Annotated in this window: 24 protein-coding genes; 17 read left to right on the plus strand and 7 right to left on the minus strand. The window is 64.9% G+C overall.

Annotated features, from left to right (window positions below):
• Window positions 1-100: 100 nt before the first annotated feature.
• The 9 genes from ACW2Q0_RS13510 (at window position 101) to ACW2Q0_RS13550 (ending at window position 9,093) form a co-directional block, all read left to right on the plus strand.
• Window positions 101-457 carry a YraN family protein gene (locus tag ACW2Q0_RS13510; RefSeq protein WP_457189830.1) on the plus strand — a complete coding sequence of 119 codons (357 nt, stop codon included), beginning with the start codon at window positions 101-103 and terminating at the stop codon, window positions 455-457.
• Window positions 457-1,965: a YifB family Mg chelatase-like AAA ATPase gene (locus ACW2Q0_RS13515; protein ID WP_457189832.1), complete on the plus strand. Its 1,509-nt coding sequence runs from the start codon at window positions 457-459 to the stop codon at window positions 1,963-1,965. Before ACW2Q0_RS13510 ends, ACW2Q0_RS13515 begins: the two co-directional genes overlap by 1 nt.
• A gap of 272 nt (window positions 1,966-2,237) precedes the next feature.
• On the plus strand, window positions 2,238-3,350 hold the full coding sequence (dprA, locus tag ACW2Q0_RS13520; RefSeq protein ID WP_457190063.1) for a DNA-processing protein DprA: 1,113 nt from the start codon (window positions 2,238-2,240) through the stop codon (window positions 3,348-3,350).
• Window positions 3,351-3,958: 608 nt separating this feature from the next.
• On the plus strand, window positions 3,959-4,879 hold the full coding sequence (locus ACW2Q0_RS13525) for a tyrosine recombinase XerC (RefSeq protein ID WP_457189834.1): 921 nt from the start codon (window positions 3,959-3,961) through the stop codon (window positions 4,877-4,879).
• Window positions 4,880-5,146: 267 nt separating this feature from the next.
• Window positions 5,147-5,875, plus strand: coding sequence for an acetoacetate decarboxylase family protein (locus ACW2Q0_RS13530; RefSeq protein WP_457189836.1), 729 nt, complete (start codon window positions 5,147-5,149; stop codon window positions 5,873-5,875).
• Between the two features lie 158 nt (window positions 5,876-6,033).
• Window positions 6,034-6,399 (plus strand): YidH family protein, encoded by a 366-nt coding sequence (locus tag ACW2Q0_RS13535; protein WP_457189838.1) that lies wholly within the window; start codon window positions 6,034-6,036, stop codon window positions 6,397-6,399.
• A complete protein-coding gene (locus ACW2Q0_RS13540; RefSeq protein WP_457189840.1) occupies window positions 6,396-6,704 on the plus strand; it encodes a DUF202 domain-containing protein in 309 nt (102 codons plus the stop codon). Before ACW2Q0_RS13535 ends, ACW2Q0_RS13540 begins: the two co-directional genes overlap by 4 nt.
• Before the next feature lie 48 nt (window positions 6,705-6,752).
• Window positions 6,753-8,651 carry an alkyl/aryl-sulfatase gene (locus ACW2Q0_RS13545; RefSeq protein ID WP_457189842.1) on the plus strand — a complete coding sequence of 633 codons (1,899 nt, stop codon included), beginning with the start codon at window positions 6,753-6,755 and terminating at the stop codon, window positions 8,649-8,651.
• A 76-nt stretch (window positions 8,652-8,727) separates the two neighbouring features.
• A complete protein-coding gene (locus ACW2Q0_RS13550) occupies window positions 8,728-9,093 on the plus strand; it encodes a hypothetical protein (protein ID WP_457189844.1) in 366 nt (121 codons plus the stop codon).
• A 373-nt stretch (window positions 9,094-9,466) separates the two neighbouring features.
• Here the strand turns inward: ACW2Q0_RS13550 and ACW2Q0_RS13555 are convergent, their stop codons facing one another.
• The 3 genes from ACW2Q0_RS13555 to ACW2Q0_RS13565 all read right to left on the minus strand — a co-directional run bounded on the left by ACW2Q0_RS13555 (window position 9,467) and on the right by ACW2Q0_RS13565 (window position 11,218).
• Window positions 9,467-9,985: a DUF1990 family protein gene (locus tag ACW2Q0_RS13555; protein ID WP_457189846.1), complete on the minus strand. Its 519-nt coding sequence runs from the start codon at window positions 9,983-9,985 to the stop codon at window positions 9,467-9,469.
• Window positions 9,986-10,054: 69 nt separating this feature from the next.
• Window positions 10,055-10,570: a M23 family metallopeptidase gene (locus ACW2Q0_RS13560; protein WP_457189848.1), complete on the minus strand. Its 516-nt coding sequence runs from the start codon at window positions 10,568-10,570 to the stop codon at window positions 10,055-10,057.
• Window positions 10,571-10,603: 33 nt separating this feature from the next.
• Window positions 10,604-11,218 (minus strand): hypothetical protein, encoded by a 615-nt coding sequence (locus ACW2Q0_RS13565; protein ID WP_457189850.1) that lies wholly within the window; start codon window positions 11,216-11,218, stop codon window positions 10,604-10,606.
• A gap of 365 nt (window positions 11,219-11,583) precedes the next feature.
• Here ACW2Q0_RS13565 and rpsB point away from each other — a divergent pair, with 365 nt between their 5' ends.
• From rpsB to ACW2Q0_RS13590, 5 genes are all read left to right on the plus strand, one after another.
• Entirely contained in the window at window positions 11,584-12,417 is an 834-nt protein-coding gene (gene rpsB, locus ACW2Q0_RS13570; protein ID WP_457189852.1) for a 30S ribosomal protein S2, read from the plus strand.
• 169 nt (window positions 12,418-12,586) lie between these two features.
• A complete protein-coding gene (gene tsf, locus ACW2Q0_RS13575) occupies window positions 12,587-13,411 on the plus strand; it encodes a translation elongation factor Ts (RefSeq protein ID WP_457189854.1) in 825 nt (274 codons plus the stop codon).
• A 250-nt stretch (window positions 13,412-13,661) separates the two neighbouring features.
• Complete coding sequence (pyrH, locus tag ACW2Q0_RS13580; protein WP_364388970.1) at window positions 13,662-14,390, plus strand: UMP kinase; 729 nt, start codon at window positions 13,662-13,664, stop codon at window positions 14,388-14,390.
• Window positions 14,391-14,439: 49 nt separating this feature from the next.
• Window positions 14,440-14,997: a ribosome recycling factor gene (gene frr / locus ACW2Q0_RS13585; RefSeq protein WP_040693344.1), complete on the plus strand. Its 558-nt coding sequence runs from the start codon at window positions 14,440-14,442 to the stop codon at window positions 14,995-14,997.
• 401 nt (window positions 14,998-15,398) lie between these two features.
• Window positions 15,399-16,265, plus strand: a complete 867-nt coding sequence (locus ACW2Q0_RS13590) for a phosphatidate cytidylyltransferase (RefSeq protein ID WP_457190065.1) — start codon at window positions 15,399-15,401, stop codon at window positions 16,263-16,265.
• An 8-nt stretch (window positions 16,266-16,273) separates the two neighbouring features.
• Here ACW2Q0_RS13590 and ACW2Q0_RS13595 read toward each other — a convergent pair whose 3' ends face one another.
• Window positions 16,274-16,615 carry a LapA family protein gene (locus ACW2Q0_RS13595; protein WP_457189857.1) on the minus strand — a complete coding sequence of 114 codons (342 nt, stop codon included), beginning with the start codon at window positions 16,613-16,615 and terminating at the stop codon, window positions 16,274-16,276.
• A 191-nt stretch (window positions 16,616-16,806) separates the two neighbouring features.
• Here ACW2Q0_RS13595 and rlmN point away from each other — a divergent pair, with 191 nt between their 5' ends.
• The gene (rlmN, locus tag ACW2Q0_RS13600) at window positions 16,807-17,916 is read left to right on the plus strand and encodes a 23S rRNA (adenine(2503)-C(2))-methyltransferase RlmN (RefSeq protein WP_457189859.1); all 1,110 of its coding nucleotides are present in this window, start codon (window positions 16,807-16,809) and stop codon (window positions 17,914-17,916) included.
• A 338-nt stretch (window positions 17,917-18,254) separates the two neighbouring features.
• Here rlmN and ACW2Q0_RS13605 read toward each other — a convergent pair whose 3' ends face one another.
• The gene (locus ACW2Q0_RS13605; RefSeq protein ID WP_457189861.1) at window positions 18,255-19,691 is read right to left on the minus strand and encodes an ATP-binding protein; all 1,437 of its coding nucleotides are present in this window, start codon (window positions 19,689-19,691) and stop codon (window positions 18,255-18,257) included.
• Between the two features lie 344 nt (window positions 19,692-20,035).
• On the opposite strand from ACW2Q0_RS13605, the gene ACW2Q0_RS13610 reads away from it, so the two are divergent.
• Window positions 20,036-20,347, plus strand: coding sequence for a type I restriction-modification enzyme R subunit C-terminal domain-containing protein (locus ACW2Q0_RS13610; protein ID WP_457190067.1), 312 nt, complete (start codon window positions 20,036-20,038; stop codon window positions 20,345-20,347).
• 112 nt (window positions 20,348-20,459) lie between these two features.
• Window positions 20,460-22,055, plus strand: a complete 1,596-nt coding sequence (locus tag ACW2Q0_RS13615) for a plasmid pRiA4b ORF-3 family protein (RefSeq protein ID WP_457189863.1) — start codon at window positions 20,460-20,462, stop codon at window positions 22,053-22,055.
• A gap of 247 nt (window positions 22,056-22,302) precedes the next feature.
• Here the strand turns inward: ACW2Q0_RS13615 and ACW2Q0_RS13620 are convergent, their stop codons facing one another.
• Window positions 22,303-23,256: a TIGR03557 family F420-dependent LLM class oxidoreductase gene (locus ACW2Q0_RS13620; RefSeq protein ID WP_457189865.1), complete on the minus strand. Its 954-nt coding sequence runs from the start codon at window positions 23,254-23,256 to the stop codon at window positions 22,303-22,305.
• Between the two features lie 85 nt (window positions 23,257-23,341).
• The gene (locus tag ACW2Q0_RS13625; RefSeq protein WP_457189867.1) at window positions 23,342-23,542 is read right to left on the minus strand and encodes a hypothetical protein; all 201 of its coding nucleotides are present in this window, start codon (window positions 23,540-23,542) and stop codon (window positions 23,342-23,344) included.
• Between the last annotated feature and the right edge of the window lie 41 nt (window positions 23,543-23,583).

A 23,583-nucleotide genomic window follows, 5' to 3' on the forward strand; every position in this document is an offset into this window, starting at 1 on the left:
GGACGCCCGGGTTGTCCACAGCTGAGCGGGTATCCACAGGTCTTCTGTTCGCGCAGGTCGCGGTCCTCGGCTGCGGGTGCGGTCCGGGCACGCTGAGCCGGTGGCAGACAACCAGGCGCTTGGCGCACAAGGGGAAGAACTGGCGGCCCTATTCCTGCAGGCCGCCGGGATGGAGATCATCACCAGGAACTGGCGGTGCAAGTACGGCGAACTCGATCTGATCGCCAGGGATGGCGGTGTCACCGCCTTCATCGAGGTCAAAACGCGAACCGGCGCGAAATTCGGCACGCCCGCGGAGGCAGTCACCTTCGATAAGCAGCAGCGGATCAGGCGGTTGGCACTGGTGTGGCTGGCCGAACAGAACGGTCCGTGGCGCGATATCCGCTTCGATGTGATTTCGGTGTTGCTGCACCGCGGCCACCGACCGGTCATCGATCACCTGAAAGCGGTGTTCTGATGGCGCTGGGGGTGGCTTATTCGGTCGCGGTCAACGGGGTGGACGGCCAACTGATCGAGATCGAGGCGGATATCGGGCAAGGGCTCCCCTCGGTGCATCTGGTCGGACTGCCCGATACCGCACTACAGGAATCCCGCGACCGGGTGCGTGCCGCGGTGGCGAATATCGGGGAGAAGTGGCCGGACGGGCGTGTGATCCTGGCGCTGTCTCCGGCGACGCTGCCCAAGATTGGCAGCGTTTACGATCTGGCGCTCGCGATCGCCGTGTTGGACGCGGCGGGCGCGGTTCCCTCCGATCGGCTCGGAAAGACCGTGTTGCTGGGGGAATTGGCGCTGGACGGGCGGGTGCGCCGGGTGCGCGGCATCCTGCCCGCGGTACTCGCGGCACGCAATGGGGGCTGGACGCGGGTGATCGTGCCGGAATCCGCTCTCGCTGAAGCCGGTCTGGTAGATGGCATCGAGGTCTTCGGCGCCACGAGTCTGCGGACCGTTGTCACCTGGCTACGCGGTGAGGGCGGTCTGGTCGAGCCCGATGGCATGCTGCCCGACACCGTGCGTTGTGGTGGGGATCTGAGCGAGGTGGTCGGTCAAGAAGAGGCTCGGTGGGCGCTCGAGGTGGCCGCGGCGGGTGGACACCATCTGTTGCTCACCGGACCGCCCGGAATCGGCAAAACAATGTTGGCGCAACGGCTTCCGGGCCTGTTGCCGCCGCTGACCGAAGCCGAAGCGCTCGAGGTCACAGCCATACATTCGGTCGCGGGCGCGCTCTCCGATGACCACCCGTTGATCACCATGCCACCCTTTGTCGCTCCGCATCACTCGACCTCGGCCAGCGCCATGGTGGGCGGGGGATCGGGTACGGCGCGTCCGGGCGCCGTCAGCCGTGCCCATCGCGGGGTTCTTTTTCTCGATGAATGTGCGGAGATCGGGACCAAGGTCCTGGAAGCGATGCGAACTCCCTTGGAAGAGGGCGAAGTTCGCATTGCTCGCCGCGACGGGGTGGCCCGCTACCCGGCCCGTTTCCAACTCGTCTTGGCCGCGAACCCCTGCCCATGTGCGCCCGCCCGCGATGTCGACTGCATCTGCGCCCCGCTCGCGCGTCGCCGATACCTGGGCAAGCTGTCCGGACCGTTGATGGATCGCATAGACATCTGGGTCCAGATGCATGGCCACTCCGGCGCCTCGTTCGCCGCCGAGGAGGCCGAGAGCAGTGAGGTGGTCCGCAGTCGAGTAGCGGCCGCGCGGCAGGCCGCGGTACAACGTTGGCGGGACTACGGCTGGGCAACAAATGCCGAAGTGCCCGGCCACATCCTGCGCCAACACTTCCGACTCCCGCGTGAGGCAACCGCCCCCATCGAAGCCGCCCTCCGCCTGGGCCGCCTCTCCGCCCGCGGCGCCGACCGTGCGATCCGCGTCGCGTGGACGATCTGCGACCTGCGCAACGCCGACCAACCCAGTGCCCAAGACGTATTGGCCGCCTTGAACTTCCGGCAACGGGGTGCACATTGAGCGCGGCAATGGGAGACGAGCGCCCATTCGATGGTGGTCTCTCCGCCGCGGGGTCGGCGAGTGGAAGTCCGGAACCGGGAACTGCGGGCCCGTCGATGCGGAGCGATACGTACCCGGTCGCATTGGTGGTCAGGAGTGCGGAAGCGGCGCGGTATGCCGGTGCCGAGGCAGGCGGTACCGGCCCGTCGGGGCATGGGCTTGTGGATCTTGATGGTTGGGCTTCGGAATCCCCGGAGTCGGTGGTTTCCGGTGGGGATGTCGATGAGCGGCGGTTGGCTTGGGCGTATTTGTCGCGTGTTGTGCAGGGACCGTGTGCGGCGTTGTCGTCATTGATCGAATCGGTGGGGGTGCTGGAGGCAGCGCGGGCGGTGCGGGAGTGTGAGTTGCCGGAGTCATTGCTCGGGCCGACGGGCAAACGGCGGGAGATCGATAGTGCGGCGCGGGATCTCGATGTTATGGAGCGGCTGGGTGGGCGGTTGGTGACTCCGGACGATCCGGAGTGGCCGGCCTGGCGGATGCTCGGGCTCTGCCAACTCGAGCCCGGACGCGATCGGGACGGGACGGTGCCGTTGGTGCTGTGGGTGCGTGGGCCGCGGTCGTTGCTGGAATCGAGCGAACGAGCGATCGCGGTGGTCGGAGCGCGATGCAGCAGCGGATACGGGGAGCACGTCACCGGCGAGATCGTCGGTGATCTGGCCGCCCAGGGCTGGACGATTGTCTCCGGTGCCGCATTCGGTATAGACGGTATGGCACATCGCGCAGCCCTAGCCGTCGGTGCTCCGACCATCGCCGTTCTTGCCTGTGGCGTCGATCGCCCGTACCCGGCCCAACATGCGCGTCTGTTGGCCGAGATCGGCGAAACCGGTTTGGTAATCAGCGAATATCCGCCGGGCACGATGGCCCACAAGCATCAGTTCTTGGCCCGCAATCGTCTGATCGCCGCACTAGCCGACGGCGTCCTGGTCGTAGAAGCCGGGCTGCGCAGCGGCGCCCGCAATACCGTGAAATGGGCGCGCCGCCTCGGCCGTCCCGCCCTCGCCATCCCGGGCCCGGTCACCGCCGCTGCCTCGGCGGGCTGCCATCGCATGATCCGTGAAGGGGAGGCCCTCCTGGTCACCCGCGCCGAAGAGGTCATCGATGAAGCAGGCCCACTACGCCTTTCAGTACCATCCACCCAGCTGTCCGACTCTCGATTACAAGGCGAGGAAGCATCGGTCTACGCCGCGCTCCCGAAAATCGGCTCCCGCCAACCCCGCGCCATCGCCGAAAACTCCGGTGTAGAACTACCTACCGTCCGTGCCATTCTCCCCGCGCTAGAACTCGCGGGCCTGGTCGGCATGGACGAAAACGGTTGGTACCGAACTGCGAAGAGTTCGAGACATTGAGTGGTTGCGCCAGAACAATGGGAGCGCGCGGGACAATGAGACGCGTACTCCAGTCGATATCCTCGCCGTCTGAACCGAGCCGGCCAGTGCAGACTGGAACATTCTGTGGCTCGTTCAGGTCGGGGCGCGATGATACAGAAGCATCGTGTCCAAGGCATTCGAAACCGCTGTTGTCGCACTATGCTGTCTTACGCGGTGACGGTGGGGTTATGCGCACCTCGCCGAAACGCGGCTGGATGTGAGTGCTTATCGGCGAATATGTGTTTGAATCCATGACGTGATGTTGGCGCGATGCTGCGGCTGTGGTCTCGCCGTTGATCGCGGCCTCAGCGCGGTGATCAACCTTGTCCGCCTCGGCGAGCCCACGAACGGTGTGGAAACGAGGACCGGTACCGGAAGTGGCCCGGCCGCGCACCTCTCGGCCGGAGGCGGACGCGGAGCCAGCCGCGAGACCTGCCCCACCGCGATGATGGGGCAGGTAGGAGGCGTCGAAGCGTCTACCCCGCACAGCGTTGTCCAAGGTCGATCAGACGGGGACTGCCACTCCGCAAGGAGTGGTCGCCCGAAACATGAGTCGCTATACAAACACTCACATTTCAGGTAGCGGTATGGAGTTGCCGGAGGATCTCGAGGCGTTGCTGGCCGAGTACGAGCGGCATCTGCGGCTCGGGCGCAATCGGTCGGTGCATACGGCCCGGGCCTATGTGGGGGATGCGCGTTCGTTGTTGGGGCATTTGGTTGCGCGGTCGGCGGATTCGGCGGTGCGGGAAATGGATTTGGCGTTGTTGCGGTCGTGGTTGGCGGCGCAGTCGGCCGGCGGGGCGGCGCGGACGACCATTGCGCGGCGGGCGTCCTCGGCGCGGACGTTCACCGCGTGGCTGACCAGTACCGGGCGGCTGTCGATCGACCCGGGGCTGCGGCTCGGTTCGCCCAAGGCGCATCGGGTATTGCCGGCGGTGCTCGGCACACAGCAGGCGGTCGCCGCTATGGATGCGGCGGAATCCGGTGCGGTGCAACGTGATCCGATGGCATTGCGGGACCGGCTGATCGTGGAGCTGCTGTATTCGACCGGCATTCGGGTGAGCGAGCTGTGCGGCCTGGATCTCGACGATATCGATCGGGAGCGGCGGCTGGTCCGTGTTATCGGTAAGGGCAATAAGGAGCGCTCGGTGCCGTTCGGTGTTCCGGCCGATGAGGCGATCGCGAATTGGCTGCGGTACGGACGCCCCACATTCGCGACACCCGACTCCGGCCGCGCGCTGCTGCTGGGCCGTCGCGGCAGACGGCTCGACCAACGTCAAGCCAGAACGGTTGTCCACGAGGTCGTTTCGGCAATCCCGGGCGCACCCGATATGGGTCCGCACGGCCTGCGGCATTCGGCTGCGACCCATCTACTCGAGGGCGGCGCGGACCTGCGCGTAGTACAAGAACTCCTCGGCCACGCCAGCATGGCGACTACCCAGCTCTACACCCACGTTTCCATCGAGCGCCTGAAAAAGGTCCACGACCAAGCTCACCCCCGCGCCTGACAGTCCACGGATCGGCGGACGAGGATCACCCGGCCCAATTGGGGCGAGGCCCACTGTCCGGGCCGGAACCATCGGTTGGGCCTGCTTGACTGCTCGCAGTCGGACAACTAAAGCTGAAATCTGTTCTTGTTGATGAAAGCGCTTCGCTTAAAGGGAAACGGCGACTATTCTGACACGAGTTCTAATTTGAAGGATTTGTAAACGCCGCGCGATATGTCGACCGGTCGGTGGTCGGCGCATACCGCATGCCTTCTCGAGGTGAAGTCGATGGGTACGCATACCGTGCTGGGTAAGCAAGTGCAGATGCCGGTGCGGATTCGGCTTGCACACGCCTTCATGGCGACCTACTCGGTACCGGCCGCCGCCGCGCAGCGCCTCGTCGACTACTCCGGATTGGAGATCCTTCGGCTGCCGGGTGGTCACGCCATGTGCACACTCGTTTTCGTCGATTACATAGATGGCGACCTCGGGCCGTACAACGAGTTCGGTGTGTCCGTCATGGTTCGCCACCACACAGCCGGACCGAGCAGCACGCTCGCCGACCTGCGTGCGCTGTCCACCGGCGGCGCGGGCATCTTCATTCATCGCCTCCCCGTCGACGGTGAATTCACCCTCGCCGCAGGTCGCGGCATCTGGGGATTCCCCAAAGAAATCGCCGATTTCGACGCACAGCACGACGGCGGTACACGACGTGGCGTACTGCGCCAGAACGGGCAATTGGTCGTCGATCTCGCGGTACGCCCCGGCCTCGCGGTCCCGCGACGCCGTGGCAGTTCGTCGTTCGACGCCTACTCTCACATCGACGGGGTTACCCGCTGCACGCAGTGGCAGATGCAACCATCTGGTATGCGCGCTCGCCCCGGCGGCGCCGAACTGGTCCTGGGCGAGCACGCCTGGGCCGACGAAATGCGTTCCCTCGGATTACCCAAGCGTGCACTCATGGCCTCGACCGTCGATCGGCTCGCGATGACCTTCCAGGACGCCACACCCGTTTGACCGGTGGATTTACCGGGTCTGCCGCACCTGCGGTGGTGATCTTCGTAGACGACCACAACGCCGGTCGTTAACCTGACATAGCGGAGCGTTCGCATGCGGCAGGAACCGACCAGCCATGGAGAGGTGCCCGTGAAATCCGAAACCCGAGCCGAGGCGGCGTGACCCTCCCCAACCCCGCCGAGGAATCCGAGGAGGGGGAAGAGGAGATCGATTACCGCTTCACCCTCGCCAACGAACGCACCTTCCTGGCCTGGATGCGTACCTCGCTCGGTCTGCTCGCCGGCGGTGTCGCGGTGCATACGCTGGTGCAGCCGCTGCGGATGTCGGGGTTGCGTCGCGTGCTCGCCATGAGCTGCATCGTGCTCGCCGTGATCATCGCGGTCGGCGCTTACGGGCATTGGCGGCGCGTCGGTCGGGCCATGCGAAATGGTGAACCGTTGCCCGATACGATCATGGTGCCGATTCTGTCGGTGGGTATCGCCGTCGTGTCGATATTCGCGTGCATCGTGGTGTTGTTCCGATGAGCCCGAAGACTCTGGCCGCCGAGCGCACCGCATTGGCGTGGCGGCGCACGGCCATTGCCGCTATGGTCGTCGCCGCGCTTTTCGTCAATCATGCCGCGACCAGCGGGTGGCGCGCCGTCGCCATCGCATCGATCGGTGCGGCGATCACCATGGCAGCCGTTGCGGCCCTGTGTATTTCGCGTAATCGCGCGCTGCATAACGGGCGCTTCGGCCACGGTGGCGGTGTCATTGCCGCGACGGTGCTGGCGGTGCTGGCCGTTGCCTGTGTCGCGGTCGCAGTCGGTTTTACGGTTTCACGGCCCTAATGCGTGGCGGGCCGGACATATTCGGCTGACAACCACAGGAGGATGGAGATGAGCACAGCGACCGAGCCGAGCGAATTCATCATCGCCGAGCAGCAACGAGCAGCGGCCGCACTACCCGCTGACACGACCGATTTCGCGGATGCGGACCGCGGTTTCATCGCGGCAATCGAGCCCGGGGAGGTGCGCTCGCCCGACGGAAAGGTGGTATGGGACAACGAATCCTACGCTTTCCTGCAGGGAACTTGCCCGGTATCGGTCAATCCGAGCCTGTGGCGGCAGTCCGGGTTGGTCGTCAAACAGGGGCTGTATGAGGTCGCGACGGGTATCTATCAGATCCGTGGGCTCGATCTGTCGAATATGACGCTGATCGAGGGCGTCGCCGGTGTGCTCGTGATAGATCCACTGATTTCGGCGGAAACCGCCGCGGCGGGCTTGGCGTTGTATCGCGCGCACCGAGGCCATCGACCGGTGACCGGGTTGATCTACACCCATTCGCACGCCGACCATTTCGGCGGTGCGATGGGCGTGACGACGGTCGACGATGTCGCGGCGGGCCGCTGCCCGATACTCGCACCGGCCGGATTCCTCGAACACGCGGTCGCCGAAAACATCTATGTGGGAACAGCGATGGGGCGTCGGTCTGCCTATATGTATGGCGCCGCGCTGCCGAGGGGGCCGAAAGGCCAGGTCGGGGCCGGGCTCGGACAGACGACATCGCTAGGCGCCATCACCTTGATTCCGCCGACGGTGGATATCACCACCACCGGTCAGGAAGAAATAGTCGACGGAATCCGAATCGTCTTCCAACTGACTCCGGGCACCGAGGCTCCCGCCGAAATGAATTTCTACTTCCCGGATATGCGTGCACTGTGCATGGCCGAAAATGCGACGCACACACTGCACAATCTGTTGACGCTGCGTGGTGCGCTGGTGCGCGACCCGCATGTGTGGGCCAAGTATTTGACCGAGTCGATCAATCTGTTCGCCCGCAATTCCGATGTGGTCTTCGCCTCGCATCACTGGCCGACCTGGGGCACCGACCGGCTGGTGGAATACCTCTCGCTGCAACGGGATCTGTATGGATACCTGCACGATCAGACGGTGCGCAGGCTCAATCAGGGCTATGTGGGTGGCGAGATCGCCGAGATGCTGGAGCTGCCCCCGGCGATCGCCGATGCCTGGCATACGCGCGGGTATTACGGCTCGGTCAGCCACAATGTCAAGGCCATCTACCAGCGGTATCTGGGGTGGTTCGACGGTAATCCGGCGCATCTGTGGGAGCATCCGCCGGTCGAATCCGCAAGGCGCCATGTGGAATTCATGGGCGGCGCCGACGAGGTGTTGCGCAAGGCGCAAAACGCTTATGACGCTGGGGATTACCGGTGGGTCGCCCAAGTGGTCAACTACGTCATCTTCGCGGATCCGGCCAACGAGACAGCGAAAGCGTTGCAGGCCAATACCTTCGAACAACTCGGCTTCGGCGCGGAGAACGCTACCTGGCGCAACTTCTACCTCAGCGGAGCTTATGAGCTGCGCAACGGCTCATTCGGCACGCCGACGACGGCGAATGCGCCGACCATGCTCGCCGCACTGACCATCGAGCAGATTTTCGACGCGATTGCGCTGCGCATCGACGGGCCGAAGGCATGGAATCTGCGCGTGGTGACCGACTGGCATATCACCGACGAGAAACGCATCTACCGCCTAGAACTACGCAACGGTCTGCTGGTCCACTACGACAAGCCCGACGGCGCCGATCTACCCGATCCAATCGCCTCCTTCGCCCTGACCAGGTCGATCCTGATCCGAGTCCTATTGGCGGGCGAGGATCTCGGAGCACTGGTAGCCGCGGGCGATATCGCCGTCGCCGGTGATCCCAGCGGGCTGGCCGCAGTAGTCGGCGTGATCGACGCGCCGGATCCGGACTTCGCCATCGTCACACCATGAGGGGTTGCCGAGACCTGGCGGGTCGTCCGGCTAAATCGCTCGACCCGTGCGGCGCCGACGCGTACGGTCGGCGACCATGTCCATCGAAGCCATCGACAAATCCCTACCCCTGCGTGAGCGCCTTCGCACCGCGCTGTCCGCCGCGATGAAAACCCGTGACCGCAGCGCCATCTCCGGACTGCGCTCGGCCCTCGGTGCCATCGATAACGCCGAAGCCATCGACACCGTGGATATCAAGGCCGGTGCCATCGAGAGCAGTGCGGTCGGACTCGGCGTCGCCGAAGCTCGCCGCCGCGATCTCACCGAAGCCGATATCGAGCAGATCGTGGCCGCCGAAATCGCCGACCGGCACCAGGCCGCGGCCGAATACGACACCCTCGGCCGCGCCGATCACAGCGATCTGCTGCGCGCCGAAGCCGCGGCATTGGCGGCGCTACTCTAGATATCCGGCCCCGTGTGCTCTAGCGCGAGCTGAGCTGGAATCGCACGGGCGTCATGGTCTCTGATTGCCGCCGAGGGTGCCGCGCTCGAGGTTCAAGTGTCCGACCGTGTGTGCGATTACGCGACCTGATCGGGTTGTGGGCGGGAGTGCAAGTCTGAAAGCTGCCGCGCGTGCGGCACAAGCTTTTGGGTACCTGGCCGCATGTGCTCTTGCATGAGCCGAGATGGCTGGACCGCGACGTCTGAACGTTCCGGCGAGCACCACTGCCGCCGGTTTGTTCGGGCGATTTGTCGTTTTCGAGCAATCGCCGTCGAATTCAGCTGTGCTGCAGTCGGACCCGCAGTCCCGCGCCTGGTGTGCTGCCGACTGTGTCCTAGGCGGACGTCGGCAGCGTGTCGATGTATTTCCCGGCGATGATGTGCTGGATGGCTCGAACCACCGGTCCGCCCAGCTGGACGTACCAGGCCCCTGGGCGGGAGAAAGCCGTGACCAGGCCGTAGACGGAGTCATCGGTCGGGTCGTACTCGACGGCGAACAGTTCCTCGCCGATTTCCGGATGTCCGGGCAGCGTGCCGTAAGCGAAGCCGCGCCGGTCGGGTTCGTCGAGGATGTACACGACCCGGCACGGTGCGGTGATGCCGATCGGACCGACGCGCAATCGCATGGTCAGTCGCGTCCCCGGTTTCGCGGTCGGTGTATCGGCTTCCCGGAAGATCCCGGTGCCCTTCTGCATTCGATACGACAGGATGTCCGCGCCCGCGCGCTCGAACAGTGGCCGCCCGGATCCAATGCGTCGGCGCAGCCGGAACCGGTGATAGCCCGCGGGCAGCACCTCCTTCGTCGCGCCGACCTCGGTATAGGTGAACGGCGGATCTCCGAGCGTATATCCCATAACCCGATCCTCACCCCGGAACCGTCGCGACGGAAGGATGTCCTCCGAAAGTGCTGCTCGGACCCGGATTCATGACACCGGCTTCAGTCGCAGGGGAGTCGGGTGCAGCAGTCCGAGTGGATCGATGTACTCGGGTCGGCTGTGTCCGCTCGCTTCTCGTCTCGCACCCCAATGCAGGCACGCCACCGCGCAGCCTTCGTGTCCCGCCGCCAACGTGCCGATTCGCATTCCGCGGCCGACTCTCACGCCCGCCGAAACCTCCCCCTGCACTGGTTCGTACGTGGTTCGGAGGCCGCCAGAATGATCGATCGACACGACCGGCTTCCCTGCCACCGTTCCCGCGAACACCACGATTCCGTCTCCGGCCGCGAGGACCGCCTGCCCGGGCGCACCCGTCAGATCGACCCCGCGATGCCCAGGTAGCCAATCCCGTGCCGGTTTGTCGAATCGTCGCTCGACCGCGGGCCGTGGCTGCAACGGCCAGCTGAAATCTCCATATGGGGCAGCCGAAACCGACTGCCCCGCAACGAGTCCCGGCAACGCGATAATTCCGACACCGATCGAAATCAGTCGCCGCCGATACATCCCGCCAACCCCGCCGGGGCGGTTCATCCGAGATCAGCGAGGCAGCGGTAGCGGCACACGCCGAACCAGATCCAGCAACCGCGACAACAGATCGCCGACAACTCGCGGCAACGAACTTGCCGACCCAGCGCCGTCCCCACGCATGATGCTGGTGGTGAGCGGTACCGTTCCCTCCTCGAATATCGGTATCCGCCCGCTATCGGTCGAACGTATATCGACCGCACCGTCCACCCGGAACATGTCGGGTGCGAACTCCGCGTGCGGTGCATCGGGCGCGACATCGACCGGTGGTGCATCCGGCGCGACGTTCACGCTCAGCGCCCCGGATGTCACGCGGGCCGCGTCCGGCGCGAGGTTCATCCGGAGACCCTCGGGCGCGATGTTCACACTCAGCACACCGGGCGCGACCGCGAACGACGCGGCGCGAAGCGGATCCGGCATGTGCGCCGCTCGATCTCCCGCGTGGGGCGCCGAACATGCCGAACCCGTGCACTCCGCGAAGACGACTTCCGATCCAAGGATCGCCATATGCCCCCATGGCGGCGCCGCGCTGTCCGGTGGCGCGGCCGAAACCGGCTGTGCCAGAGCCAGTGACAGTAGGAACAGCGGTGGGATGAGCATGGTTATCGAGATAGCTATGCGGTTCATGCTTCAAGCGTCGCCCGCGCATGGCTACCGCGGGACCCGCGCTTCGGCGAGTGTGGACAACTCGAGCAGTTGTGGAAATGGTCCGTTTCGACCCGTGACAGGGCGATTTAGAAACTCACACCCTCAGCCCGTAGACTGGTCGAGCGGTCTGTGCCTGCATGGACCGACTTCGCGCGCCATCCCGTGCTTGTTTGCAACGGCGCTGTTCGAACGAAGTTCGACTTCGTGAATCGGCAGTGCATGCGAAGCAGGGAATCATCGGCTGGTCCTGATCCTCGCGATCGGGTCCGATGATTCGGAGGCGCCAGGGCGGCGGATCACCGATTCGCCGCGGCAACCGGCAACGAGAGAGAGATACGCCCACCATGGCTGTCGTAACCATGAAGCAGCTGCTCGACAGCGGCGCACACTTCGGACACCAGACCCGGCGCTGGAACCCGAAGATGAAGCGGTTCATCTTCACCGACCGCAACGGCATCTACATCATCGACCTGCAGCAGACGCTGACCTACATCGACAAGGCCTACGAGTTCGTCAAGGAGACCGTCGCCCACGGTGGCACCGTGCTCTTCGTCGGCACCAAGAAGCAGGCCCAGGAGTCGATCGCGGCCGAGGCGACTCGCGTCGGGATGCCCTACGTCAACCAGCGTTGGCTGGGTGGCATGCTCACCAACTTCTCCACCGTGCACAAGCGCCTGCAGCGCCTCAAGGAGCTCGAGGCGATGGAGCAGACCGGTGGCTTCGAGGGGCGCACCAAGAAGGAAATCCTCATGCTCACGCGTGAGATGAACAAGCTGGAGCGCACTCTCGGCGGTATCCGCGATATGGCCAAGGTGCCCTCGGCGATCTGGGTCGTCGACACCAACAAGGAGCACATCGCCGTCGGCGAGGCCCGCAAGCTGAACATCCCGGTCATCGCGATCCTGGACACCAACTGCGATCCCGACCTGGTCGACTACCCGATCCCGGGTAACGACGACGCGATCCGTTCCGCCGCTCTGCTGACCAAGGTCGTCGCCTCCGCGGTGGCCGAGGGTGTGCAGGCGCGGGCCGGTATCGCCACCGGTGACGAGAAGCCGGAAGCCGGTGCGGGCGAGCCGCTCGCCGAGTGGGAGCAGGAGCTGCTCGCGCAGGCCGCGCCCGCCGCGACCGATGCCGAGGCTGCTGCCGAGGCCCCCGCCACCCCGGCCGACGCCTGACCGGTATCCGATGGCGGTGGCTGCGGGTGCCGACGTGCTACGCGAGCTACCGCCTCCGGCCCGTCGCTGCCACCGCGGGCGTTTGTTCACCTTGCCGACCTCTCCTGAACAGGAGCGGTCGGCAAGGTGGTGTTACCACCCGAAACAACACACAGGAGGATCGCCACCCATGGCGACATACACCGCCGCTGACGTGAAGCGGCTGCGGGAGCTGACCGGCTCCGGGATGATGGACTGCAAGAACGCACTGGTCGAGACCGATGGTGATTTCGACAAGGCCGTCGAGGTGCTGCGTATCAAGGGCGCCAAGGATGTCGGTAAGCGTGCCGAGCGCGCGACGGCCGAGGGCCTGGTCGTCGCCAAGGACGGCGTGCTGATCGAGATCAACTCCGAGACCGACTTCGTCGCCAAGAACGACGAGTTCCAAAGCCTCGCCGATAAGATTGTGACCGCCGCGGCGGCCGCCAAGCCCGCCGACCTGGACACGCTGAAGGCGCTGAAGCTGGACGGTCAGACCGTCGAGGAGGCACTGCAGGCGCTGGCCGCCAAGATCGGCGAAAAGCTCGAGTTGCGTCGCGTTGTCGCCTTCGACGGCCCGGTCGCCATTTACCTGCACAAGCGTGCCACCGATCTGCCGCCCGCCGTCGGCGTGCTGGTCGAGTACCAGGGCGAGGGTGACACCGCCGCCGAGGCCGCGCGTGCGGTCGGCATGCAGGTCGCCGCGCTCAAGGCCAAGTACCTCACCCGCGAGGAGGTGCCGGCCGATGTGGTGGAGAACGAGCGCCGCATCGCCGAGCAGACCGCCAAGGAAGAGGGCAAGCCCGAGGCCGCCCTGCCGAAGATCACCGAGGGCCGCGTCAACGGCTTCTTCAAGGATGTCGTCCTGCTGGAGCAGGCGTCGGTCACCGATTCGAAGAAGACCGTCAAGGCGCTGCTGGACGAGGCTGGTGTCACCGTGACCCGCTTCGCCCGCTTCGAGGTCGGTCAGGCCTGATCAGGCCCGCGAAACCCCTCGTGCTCCGGATCCCGGCGTACGAGGGGTTTCGGCTGTCCGGACGCTGCCCGTTCATTCGCAATTCCCGAGTTCGACCGGGCGAGTTCGTTGCGTCCGAGGGGGTCTTCTATCCACATCGAATTCGAGTAGGGCAGGATAAAGGCGCTCCCGTATTGAGCCTCCGCGTTGCCATCCGGCCCACGTGCTGTGTCGACAGAACGAAATCTATCGCCGAAGGAGACGAACACCCATGACGTACCCCGGGACCGACCGCCCAGGATATCGCCGGGTGCTCCTCAAATTGGGCGGGGAGATGTTCGGCGGCGGCAAGGTCGGGCTCGACCCCGATGTGGTGCAGATGGTCGCCGAGCAGATCGCCGAGGTGGTCTCCAGCGGAGTTCAGGTGGCCGTGGTGATCGGCGGCGGCAACTTCTTCCGCGGCGCCGAACTCGAGGAGCGCGGTATGGAACGCGCCCGCTCGGACTATATGGGCATGCTCGGCACCGTGATGAACAGCCTTGCGCTGCAAGACTTTTTGCAACAGCAGGGCATCGACACCCGAGTGCAGACCGCGATTACCATGGGGCAGGTGGCCGAGCCGTATCTGCCGCTGCGCGCCAAGCGGCATCTGGAGAAGGGGCGGGTTGTCATTTTCGGTGCAGGTATGGGGATGCCCTACTTCTCCACCGACACCACCGCCGCCCAGCGCGCGCTGGAGATCGGCGCCGACGTGGTGCTGCTGGCCAAGGCCGTGGACGGGGTCTTCACCGCGGATCCCCGGGTCGACGAGAGCGCGACCATGTATACCGAAATCACCCATAAAGAGGTCATAGAGCGTGACCTGAAGGTCGCGGACGCGACGGCCTTCAGCCTGTGCATGGATAACCAGATGCCCATGCTGGTGTTCAATTTGTTGACGAAGGGCAATATCGCCCGTGCGGTCGCCGGTGAGAAGATCGGCACATTGGTTCGGTCCTGACCCCGCGCCCGCGGATCATGACGATGACGACGCTGTGGAGGAAATGGTCGTGATTGAAGAAGCGCTCTTCGACGCCGAGGAGAAGATGGAGAAGGCCGTCTCGGTGGCGAAGGACGATCTCGGGTCCATCCGCACCGGTCGGGCGAATCCGGGGATGTTCCAACGGATTGTCATCGACTACTACGGTTCGCCGACCCCGATTACCCAGGTGTCGAGCATTACCGTGCCGGAGCCGCGGATGGTGGTGATCAAGCCGTACGAGCAGTCGACGCTCGGCGCGATCGAAACCGCGATCCGCAATTCGGATCTCGGTGTCAACCCCACCAACAACGGTGACATCATTCGGATCTCGGTCCCGCAGCTCACCGAGGAGCGGCGCCGTGAACTGGCCAAGCAGGCCAAGGGCAAGGGCGAGGACGCCAAGGTCTCGATTCGGAATGTCCGCCGTAAGGCCATGGACGAACTGTCGCGGATCCAGAAGGATGGCGAGGCGGGTGAGGATGAGGTCGGGCGCGCCGAGAAGGAGCTCGACAAGACCACCGCGAAATATGTCGGCCAGGTCGACGAACTGGTCAAGCACAAGGAAGCTGAACTGCTCGAGGTCTGAGGTCCGAGGCCGGATCTTTCGGGCCCGCCCGGGCGGGGGACGAACGGAACGACGAGTTGAGCGACGGGACAATCGTGGCCGAGAACGCCGCCGCGACCGGTGCGGCCGAGGAGCCGAGGCCGGCCAGCGGCACAGTTGATGCGACGGACGGGCGTGCGGTCGGTGCCGCGATTCCCGAAGCCGCACCTCCCGAACCCGCGCACTCCGACTCCTCGATGTCCGAGGCGGCGCGCCGCGGGGCCACGCCCGTGACCCCTGGCAGGGCGATGGTTACGCATTCGGCGGCGGTGCCGCCCGGATCCGCCACACCGGGACCTGTGAGCGGTGGGCGCTCGAGCTGGGGACCGGTGACGCCGGGCCCAGAGAACGCCGAATCCGCGACCCCCGATCCGGCGGAGCCGATGAACGCCACGAGCCAGCCGGAGAACTCGGAGGAACCTGCGGCCCCTGCCTCGCGCGCCGGCCGCAATCTGCCCGCCGCCTTGGCCGTCGGCTTCGGCCTCGGTCTCTCGCTCATCGCGATTCTGCTCTTCGTGCCGAAGGTATTCATCGGTGTTGCGGCGGCGAGTGTCGGCGTCGCCACCTGGGAGGTTGCCAAGCGGCTGCGGGAGGCGGATGTGCTCGTCCCGCGTATCCCGCTCATTGTCGGTGGTCAGGCGGTGTTCTGGCTCGGCTGGCCGTGGGGTGCCAGCGGCGTGGCGGGTGCCTTCGCAGCGACCTCGCTGATCTTCATGGTGTGGCGTCTTTTCGATCACGGCTTGCACACCGCACCGCGAAACTTCTTGCGCGACACCGCGATCGCCATCTTCACTCTGGCCTGGATCCCGTTGCTCGCCTCGTTCGCGACGCTGCTGTTGCTCGAGCCCAGCGGCAATCTGCGGGTGCTGACCTTCATGATCCTGGTGGTCTGTTCCGATGTCGGTGGTTACGTCGCGGGTGTGCTGTTCGGGCGGCATCCGATGGTGCCCGCCATCAGCCCGAAGAAGTCCTGGGAGGGCTTCTGCGGTTCGCTGGTGTTCAGTGTGATCGGCGGCCTACTGACGGTCACCCTGCTGCTGGACGCCAATTCGATGATCGGCGTGGTGCTCGGCGTCGGGCTGGTATTGGTCGCGACGGTCGGCGATCTGATCGAATCCCAGGTCAAGCGGGAATTGGGCATCAAAGATATGGGCACCCTGCTGCCCGGCCACGGCGGCATCATGGATCGGCTCGACTCGATGCTGCCCTCGGCCTTCGTGTCCTGGTTGGTGCTGTCCGCGCTGCTCTGATGCGGGTACTAGCGTTTCACGGCGCGGCGAAGCTGGAAGATGCGCACCCCGCCCACCAGCGCCATCACCAATGCACCCGCGATCGCCGACAGCAGGACCAGGATTCCGACCGGCAGCGAGAAGTTCCAGAAGAACAGATCCACTCGCTGCTGTTCCAGGTTCTGCAGGATGAAGACCAGCACCACGATCGCGATCAGCGCCGCGACAATCAGTCCGACCCAGGTCTGGCTGATCCGGGTCTTCGTGACCGTCTTGCGGCCGGACGGCTCGACGGTCTTGCGGCCGGTAGACGACGGAGGTGCGACCTGCTCGGTGCGCTCCGGCTCCGGCGACTCGGCGTGGCTGGTCATGCACCGATCATTGCTGATCGCTATGGTCGGCGCACGCGTTTCGGTGCAGGGGCGGCATATCGTCAACCCGGTCGCGGGCTGTTCGTGACTGCCGCTGCCGGTCCGATCGAAGGTGACCTTCGTCGCGTCGGGGGTCGTGATGGTCACCTTCGGTTCGAGCCGCCCGCGCAAGATGGGACACTGGAAGCACTATGACCGCCTCCCTGCCCCTCGTCTTCGACGCTCCGCGTCGTGGTATGCCACCACGGCACCTCGCCGACCTTGATGCCGACGGGCGCATGGCTGTGGTCGAGGAGCTCGGTCTGCCGAAGTTCCGCGCCGACCAGATCGCGCGCCAGTACTACGCCCGCCTGCAGGCCGATCCGGAACAGATGACCGATCTGCCCGCCGCTGTGCGCGACAAGATCGGCGCGGCGCTGTTCCCGCCGCTTATGTCGGTGGTCAAACACGTCGCCTGTGACGAGGGACAGACGCGAAAGACCCTGTGGCGCGCCGGCGATGGCACTTTGCTCGAGTCCGTGCTGATGCGGTATCCGGACCGCGCGACCCTCTGTATTTCCAGCCAGGCAGGCTGCGGTATGGCCTGCCCGTTCTGTGCCACTGGTCAGGGCGGGCTCAACCGCAACCTCTCCACGGCAGAAATCGTCGACCAGGTGCGTGCCGCGGCCGCCGCCATGCGAAATGGTGAGGTTACGGGCGGTCCGGGCCGCCTGTCCAATATCGTTTTCATGGGTATGGGCGAGCCGCTAGCCAATTACAAGCGGGTGGTGGCCGCGGTTCGTCGCATCACCTCACCGGCGCCCGATGGGTTCGGTATTTCCCAGCGCAACGTCGTTGTGTCCACCGTCGGCTTGGCTCCCGCGATTCGCAAACTGGCCGACGAGGACCTCTCGGTCACCCTCGCGGTATCGCTGCACACCCCCGATGACGAACTGCGTGACACTCTGGTGCCGGTGAACAACCGATGGCCGGTCGCGGAGGTCCTCGACGCCGCCCGCTACTACGCCGACAAGAGCGGTCGTCGGGTATCCATCGAATACGCGCTGATCCGCGATATCAACGACCAGCCGTGGCGCGCGGATCTGCTCGGGTCCAAACTGCACAAGGCCCTGGGCGCGCGCGCACACGTGAACGTTATCCCGCTGAACCCGACTCCAGGTAGCAAGTGGGATGCCAGCCCGAAACCTGTTGAGGCCGAATTCGTTCGGCGCGTCAACGCGCAGGGCGTGCCGTGCACGGTGCGCGATACGCGGGGGCAGGAGATCGCTGCTGCGTGTGGCCAGCTCGCCGCTGAGGGGTGACATCTGGATCGACGTTGGGATTGGCGTCAAAGTGGGGCGCCCGCAACGTTTTATCACGTGGGCGCCGGCGCCCGTAATGCGAAGCTCGCTGTTACTGCGACCCGGTCGTCGTCGCGTTTGGCCTCAGCAACTCGGCCAGGACCAGCGGTAGGTCGCTGCTGGTGGGACGTGATGTCGGCGAGTACTTTGAACCGGCTGCGGATGGTGGGCAGGCGCAGCATCCGGCTGGTGGTGTCGCTGGCCGGGCTCGCCTGTCGTGGCGGCGACTGCACAGCCTCTCATGTCAGCATGACGCAGCGCCCGGGAGATGCATGCCGGCCCTGACGGCGCTCCGTCGATCATCGCGGCTGGTCAGTGCCAAGTTGCCAGGCCTCGAGGAGATCTACCGGGGTGAATACGGCGTCGAGGTGTTCGGTGGTGACTCCGGATCGGGTGATAGCGACGAGTGGGATGGGTTTGTCGGTGACGCGGTGGCGGTGGTGCTGGAGTGCGGTCAGGTCGTGATTGTCGAAGGGTGAGTTTTCCAGCCATTTGATGGACCCGAGGAATGCCAGTTCGTTTGCGACGGGTTCGCGGTCGGCGCCGACGATATCGATTTCCACGTCGTTGCTGCGGGTCCAGTAGCCGCCGATCGCGGGGCATGCCGGAATGCCGTGTGCGGGGAGCAGACGTGCGAGTGATTCGCGGACCACTGGCTCTATGGCGCGGCCTCGCCAGCTCGTCCATCTGCGGTGAATTCGTTCGAGGGTGAGGTCGGGACGCATACGGTCCAATTCGGTGAGATGAGGACCGAGGAAGGTTAACCAGAAGCGCAGATATGGGTCGGTGATCCGGTAGCGGCGTTCCTTGGACGGTGTGAGGCTGATCGGTAACTCCGCTGCGACGATGCCCTTGGTGGTCAACAGTTCCGTGGCCCGCGTCAGCGTCGAGTGCGCGATGCCGCCAGCCGCTCTGGCGATGTTGGTGAAGGTGCGCTCGCCGCTGCCGATTGCCGCCAACACTTGTCGGGCTTGGGTTTGGTCCGGAAATTCGGCGGCAAGCGACAGTTGTGCGGAAACGACCAAGGGGCTTACCGGATCTGCCAGTTCACGGGCGAGGAATGCCCAGACATCCTCGCCCGCCCGCCAGCGCACTGCGATGACGGGCAGTCCGCCAGTCACCAGTGCCGCGTCGAAGGCGGTTGCTGGTTCCAGACCGGTCATCGTCGCCACATCGGCTGGATTGAGTGGTCCCAGGCGCATTTCGGTGCCGCGTTGGTGGAACGGACGACCGTATGAGGTGAGTGCTTGCATCATGGCGAGATCGGAGCCAATGAGGATCAGCAGCACTGGTTTGCGCGAGAGCTCGCGATCCCAGGCTCGCTGCAGAATGCTCTCGAACGCACCGGCTGGATCCATGAGATACGGCAGTTCGTCGAGCACCACTACGCTCGGATGATCTTCCGGCAGGATTCCCGCGAGCTGGCGCAGTGCCGCTGTCCAGTTGCCGGGGAGAGCCTCGGCGAAGATGTCGGCGTCGGGCAGCGACGAACTGCGCACGGCGTCGACAAACTCGGTGAGCGGATCGGTGCCGAAGCCGATCTCACTGGTGTGAAAGACGTTCGGTACTCGGTTTCGGTCCACGAACTCCTCTACCAATGCGGACTTCCCGATCCTGCGTCGCCCGCGCAGGATTAGGCAACGTCCCGGCCTTGCTGTTCCGATTTCGGACTGCACTCCGGCCAGCGCGGCCGCAAGTGTGTCCAGTTCGCGCTGCCGTCCGATGAAGTCGACCAAGCTGAGCCTCCACGGGGCGCGGTTCGATGGTATCGTGTGCGATACTATCACACACGATACTATCTGGCGGCGAAGGTAATGTCTGAATCTGCGGAAAATTGGCCGCCGAAGGCTAACCACGCTGGTGCGTCAGGAGGTGTGGTCGGGGAGGGAAGTGTCATGGATTCAGTGTTTTACACGGTGAGCGCTGATGGCCCCGCCTGAGGGTCTGCGCTGGTCGTGGACCCGAACGTGTATTACAAGGCGGCCAAGAAGCTCACCATGAAGACCAGCCGTCAGTGCAGAAGATCCTGCGCAACAAGTAGATCACCACCGCCGACCTGGCGGAGCTGGAGCAGATCTTCCTGGACAGCGGTTTCGGCACCGAAGCCGACATCGAACAGGCCAAGGCCGAGCACGGCGACCTGGGACTGTTCCTGCGCGCCCTGACCGGTCTGGACCGCGAGGCCGCCGCAGCGGCATTCGACCATTTCCAAGCCAACAAGAACCTCACGGCCAGCCAGGTGCACTACCTGGACCTGCTCATCGACGTGATCGCCGAGAACGGTTTGGTAGCCGTTGGTACACCGTGGAAACCGCCGTTTCGATCATTGGCCCTACCGGTCCGGACGCGCTTTTCGCCACAGACGAAGTGCAAGCCATGCTCACCATATTGAAGACCCTGCGCACCACACTGTCCCGACCGATGCGACGGTTCCCGACCGCATTGCCACCTGAGTGCGTGTAGCAGTGCCCGCCCCGCGCTGCTCTGATGGCTATAGTGACGGCGTGACCCAGCGTCCAACGTCGCGTCGAAACCTCGAACGGGTACCGCAATCGGGTTCGGCACCGCCATGTAATTGTGGTTGTGACAGCCAATTCGATCCTGCGCTCGAGGCCGCGGCGATCGTCGAATCCTTCGACCAGATCACCGATCCGCTCGATGTGGAGCTGCTGGGTGCGATGTTCTTGGCATCCGCGAGCCTGCTCGGCGGAAACCTCGAAGAGCTGATGCTCGAGGAGCTGCTGCCAGCCTTCGAGGCATTGGGTGATCGGGTGGCCGTGGGAATGCTCACGGTATTCAGTGTGCTCGGCGAAGAGCGGATCGCGATGGCCGCCGCGGCCCGCCTGGATGGGCTGCGGGGATCGGCGAACACGCTTCCCGCCTGGGTTGAGCAGTTGGCGGCTCCGGTCGCTGTGCGCGGCTGTGTCGCGCTCGCCGATCCGGATGGCGAGGTGTTCCTCTTGGCCGCGTATTTCGACCGGCCGTCGGGATCGCACGCGATGTTGATCATGATCGATCCCGAAGAGTGTGGTGCGGCGATCGATATCGCATTGGTGGATGCCGATGAGCTGCCCGAAGCGCTCGCCGATATGCACCAGCACGCTCGGCGCGAGGGACTCCGATTTGTGGAGAAGGCGCTGACCCTGGCCGAGTTCCGGTGGCAGGCCGAAATCGCACTGGACCGCCGCGACGAACACGACCTCGACGGCACCGAGCTTCTCGACGACCTCTATGACGACATCCCGTTGGGTGACGACCTCGACCTGGGTGACCTCGACCTCGGTGGCGAAGAATTAGGCGATGATGACGGCCCGCCATACGAGGCTCTCGCGCTCTTGCTGCGCGCGCGGCTGCGCGCCTTGCCGTTGTCGACGAAACCTAAGCCGCCGCACCCGAAACCTGTTGATATAGACCAAGAAGCTCTGCTGTCCTTGATCGAGGACATCGCGCCCCTTGCCCGTGGTGGTCGGTTCCGGGCACCGAAGGTCGTGAAGTTGCCACCCAAACGGAAGACCAGGGATGGTCCGGCGCCGATCCTGCGTTTGCGTATCGATCTGCGTGGGGCGAAGCCGCCTATCTGGCGCCGGTTGGAGGTTCCCGGCGATATCCCGTTGAATGTGCTGCATCAGGTGCTCCAGTCGGCGTTCGGCTGGACAGATAGCCACCTGTACGTCTTCGAAACCGACTTCGGCGCATTCGGACATCCCACTCTGGAATCAGGGCGCCGCTCCGACAAAAGCGCCACCCTCGAGCAGGTGGTGCACGGCACTGGTGCGAAGCTCAGCTACATCTACGATTTCGGCGACGACTGGGTACATTCGATCGTCGTCGAGCATTCCGGACCAGGCGAGTCGTCGGTGGACTATCCGCGCTGTACCGGAGGACGCCGCGCTGCTCCGCCGGAAGACTGCGGCGGAATCTGGGGATATGCGCAACTGCTCGAGATCCTCGCCGATCCTGACGACGACGAGCATGCCGACCGGCTCGAATGGTTGGGAATCGCTCGGGCCGACCACTACAATCCAGCACATTTCGCCATCGGTGTCGTCAACGACGCGCTGGCGGGACTGCGGCAAACACCCAAACGACGGCGCAGGTAGCGGGAGCCGCTCAGCATCTTTGGGCAGTGCTTGTGGGTGCAGGCCGATGTGGCCGTCGTACACGGCGATGCCGACACCGGCGGTGTGGTGGGGGCGGTCTCGACGGACTGACTGCGGCCCCCGAAGGCTCGTCCGCACTGCCTGGCTCAGGTGTGAGGGTGCCGAGGACTTCGTCGAGCCATTCGCGAATGCGCCTGCCCGGCATCGGGTCTGGCGTCGCCCGATGATCGCGGTACCGGCCTGAGATTCAGCTCAGGGCGGGCTGGATCTCCTTTTCCCACGCTGCGAAGAAGCCATCCAGATCGGGCCCGATCTGCTGGACGTACAGTTCGTCGACACCGGCATCGAGATACTGCCGAAGGTGACGGATATGACGTTCCGGATCGGGTCCGGTGGCGAAGTGGTCGCGGGTGGATTCGCGATCGACCAGGCTCATCGCGTCCTCGAAATCGCGCGGCCGCGGCAGCGTTTGGGAAAGTTGGCCGGGCAGGAGTTCATTGGACCAGAGGCGATGCGCGGCATCCAGACCCGACTCCTCGTCGCTGGACCAGCTGACCTTGGCGCCCGCCTGCACCGGTTTACCGCCGCCGCCCGAAGTGCGGAAGGTGTCGACCGCATCGGCATCGGGTAGTACGGTGCAGAAGCCGTCGCCGATGCGGGCTGCCAATTGCGTTGCCTGCGGTCCGAATCCGGAGATATAGATCGGCACCGGCGCATCGGGCAGGGTGTAGATTCTCGCGTCCTGCACGGTGTAGTACTGGCCGCGGTGGTTGACCGTGCCGCCGCGATGCAGCCGCCGAATCAGCTGGATCGCCTCCTCCAGCATTTCCAGCCTAACCGCGGGCGATGGCCACGGATCGCCGAGAATGTGTTCGTTGAGTGCCTCACCGCTGCCGACGCCGAGAATGAACTTGCCGTCGAGTTGGACGGCCGCGGTCGCGGCAGCCTGCGCGACGATCACCGGGTGGATGCGCACGGTGGGACAGGTCACCGCCGTGCTGACTGGTAGGTGGGTGGCCTCCGAGAGCGCGCCGATGGTGCCCCAGACGAACGGACTCTGGCCCTCGGCGTCATTCCACGGATGGAAATGATCGGAGATCCACAGCCGCTCGAATCCCGCCTGTTCGGCGCGTTTGGCCTGTTCGACGAGTTCTTTCGGCCCGAACTGTTCGCTGGCTAAGAAATATCCGAAGTTGACCATGTCGGGCGCATACCCAGGTTCGCGCGTGATATTCGACGCCCGCGAACGGGCCCCGGAGTCAACCGAGGCCTGTTCGACGAGAGAACTAGCTGCCGCTGTGGCTGTGTTGGCCGCCCTTCTGCTTGGCCGCGGTCGGCTGTGCCTGCGCGCCCTTGCGGCCTGCCTCGTGCGGGTCTGCGGCGTTGGGCTGGCCGAAGCTGCCGGTACTGGCCCTTCCACCCTTGCTGGCCTGCTCCTGGGTGTCCTTGCGATTGCCGAACTGCCCGGGGTTCTTCGGATCTGCCATAGTGGCACTCCTTTTCGGTAGCTGGAACTATCTGCGGCCCC

The organism is Nocardia citri, from assembly GCF_054065835.1.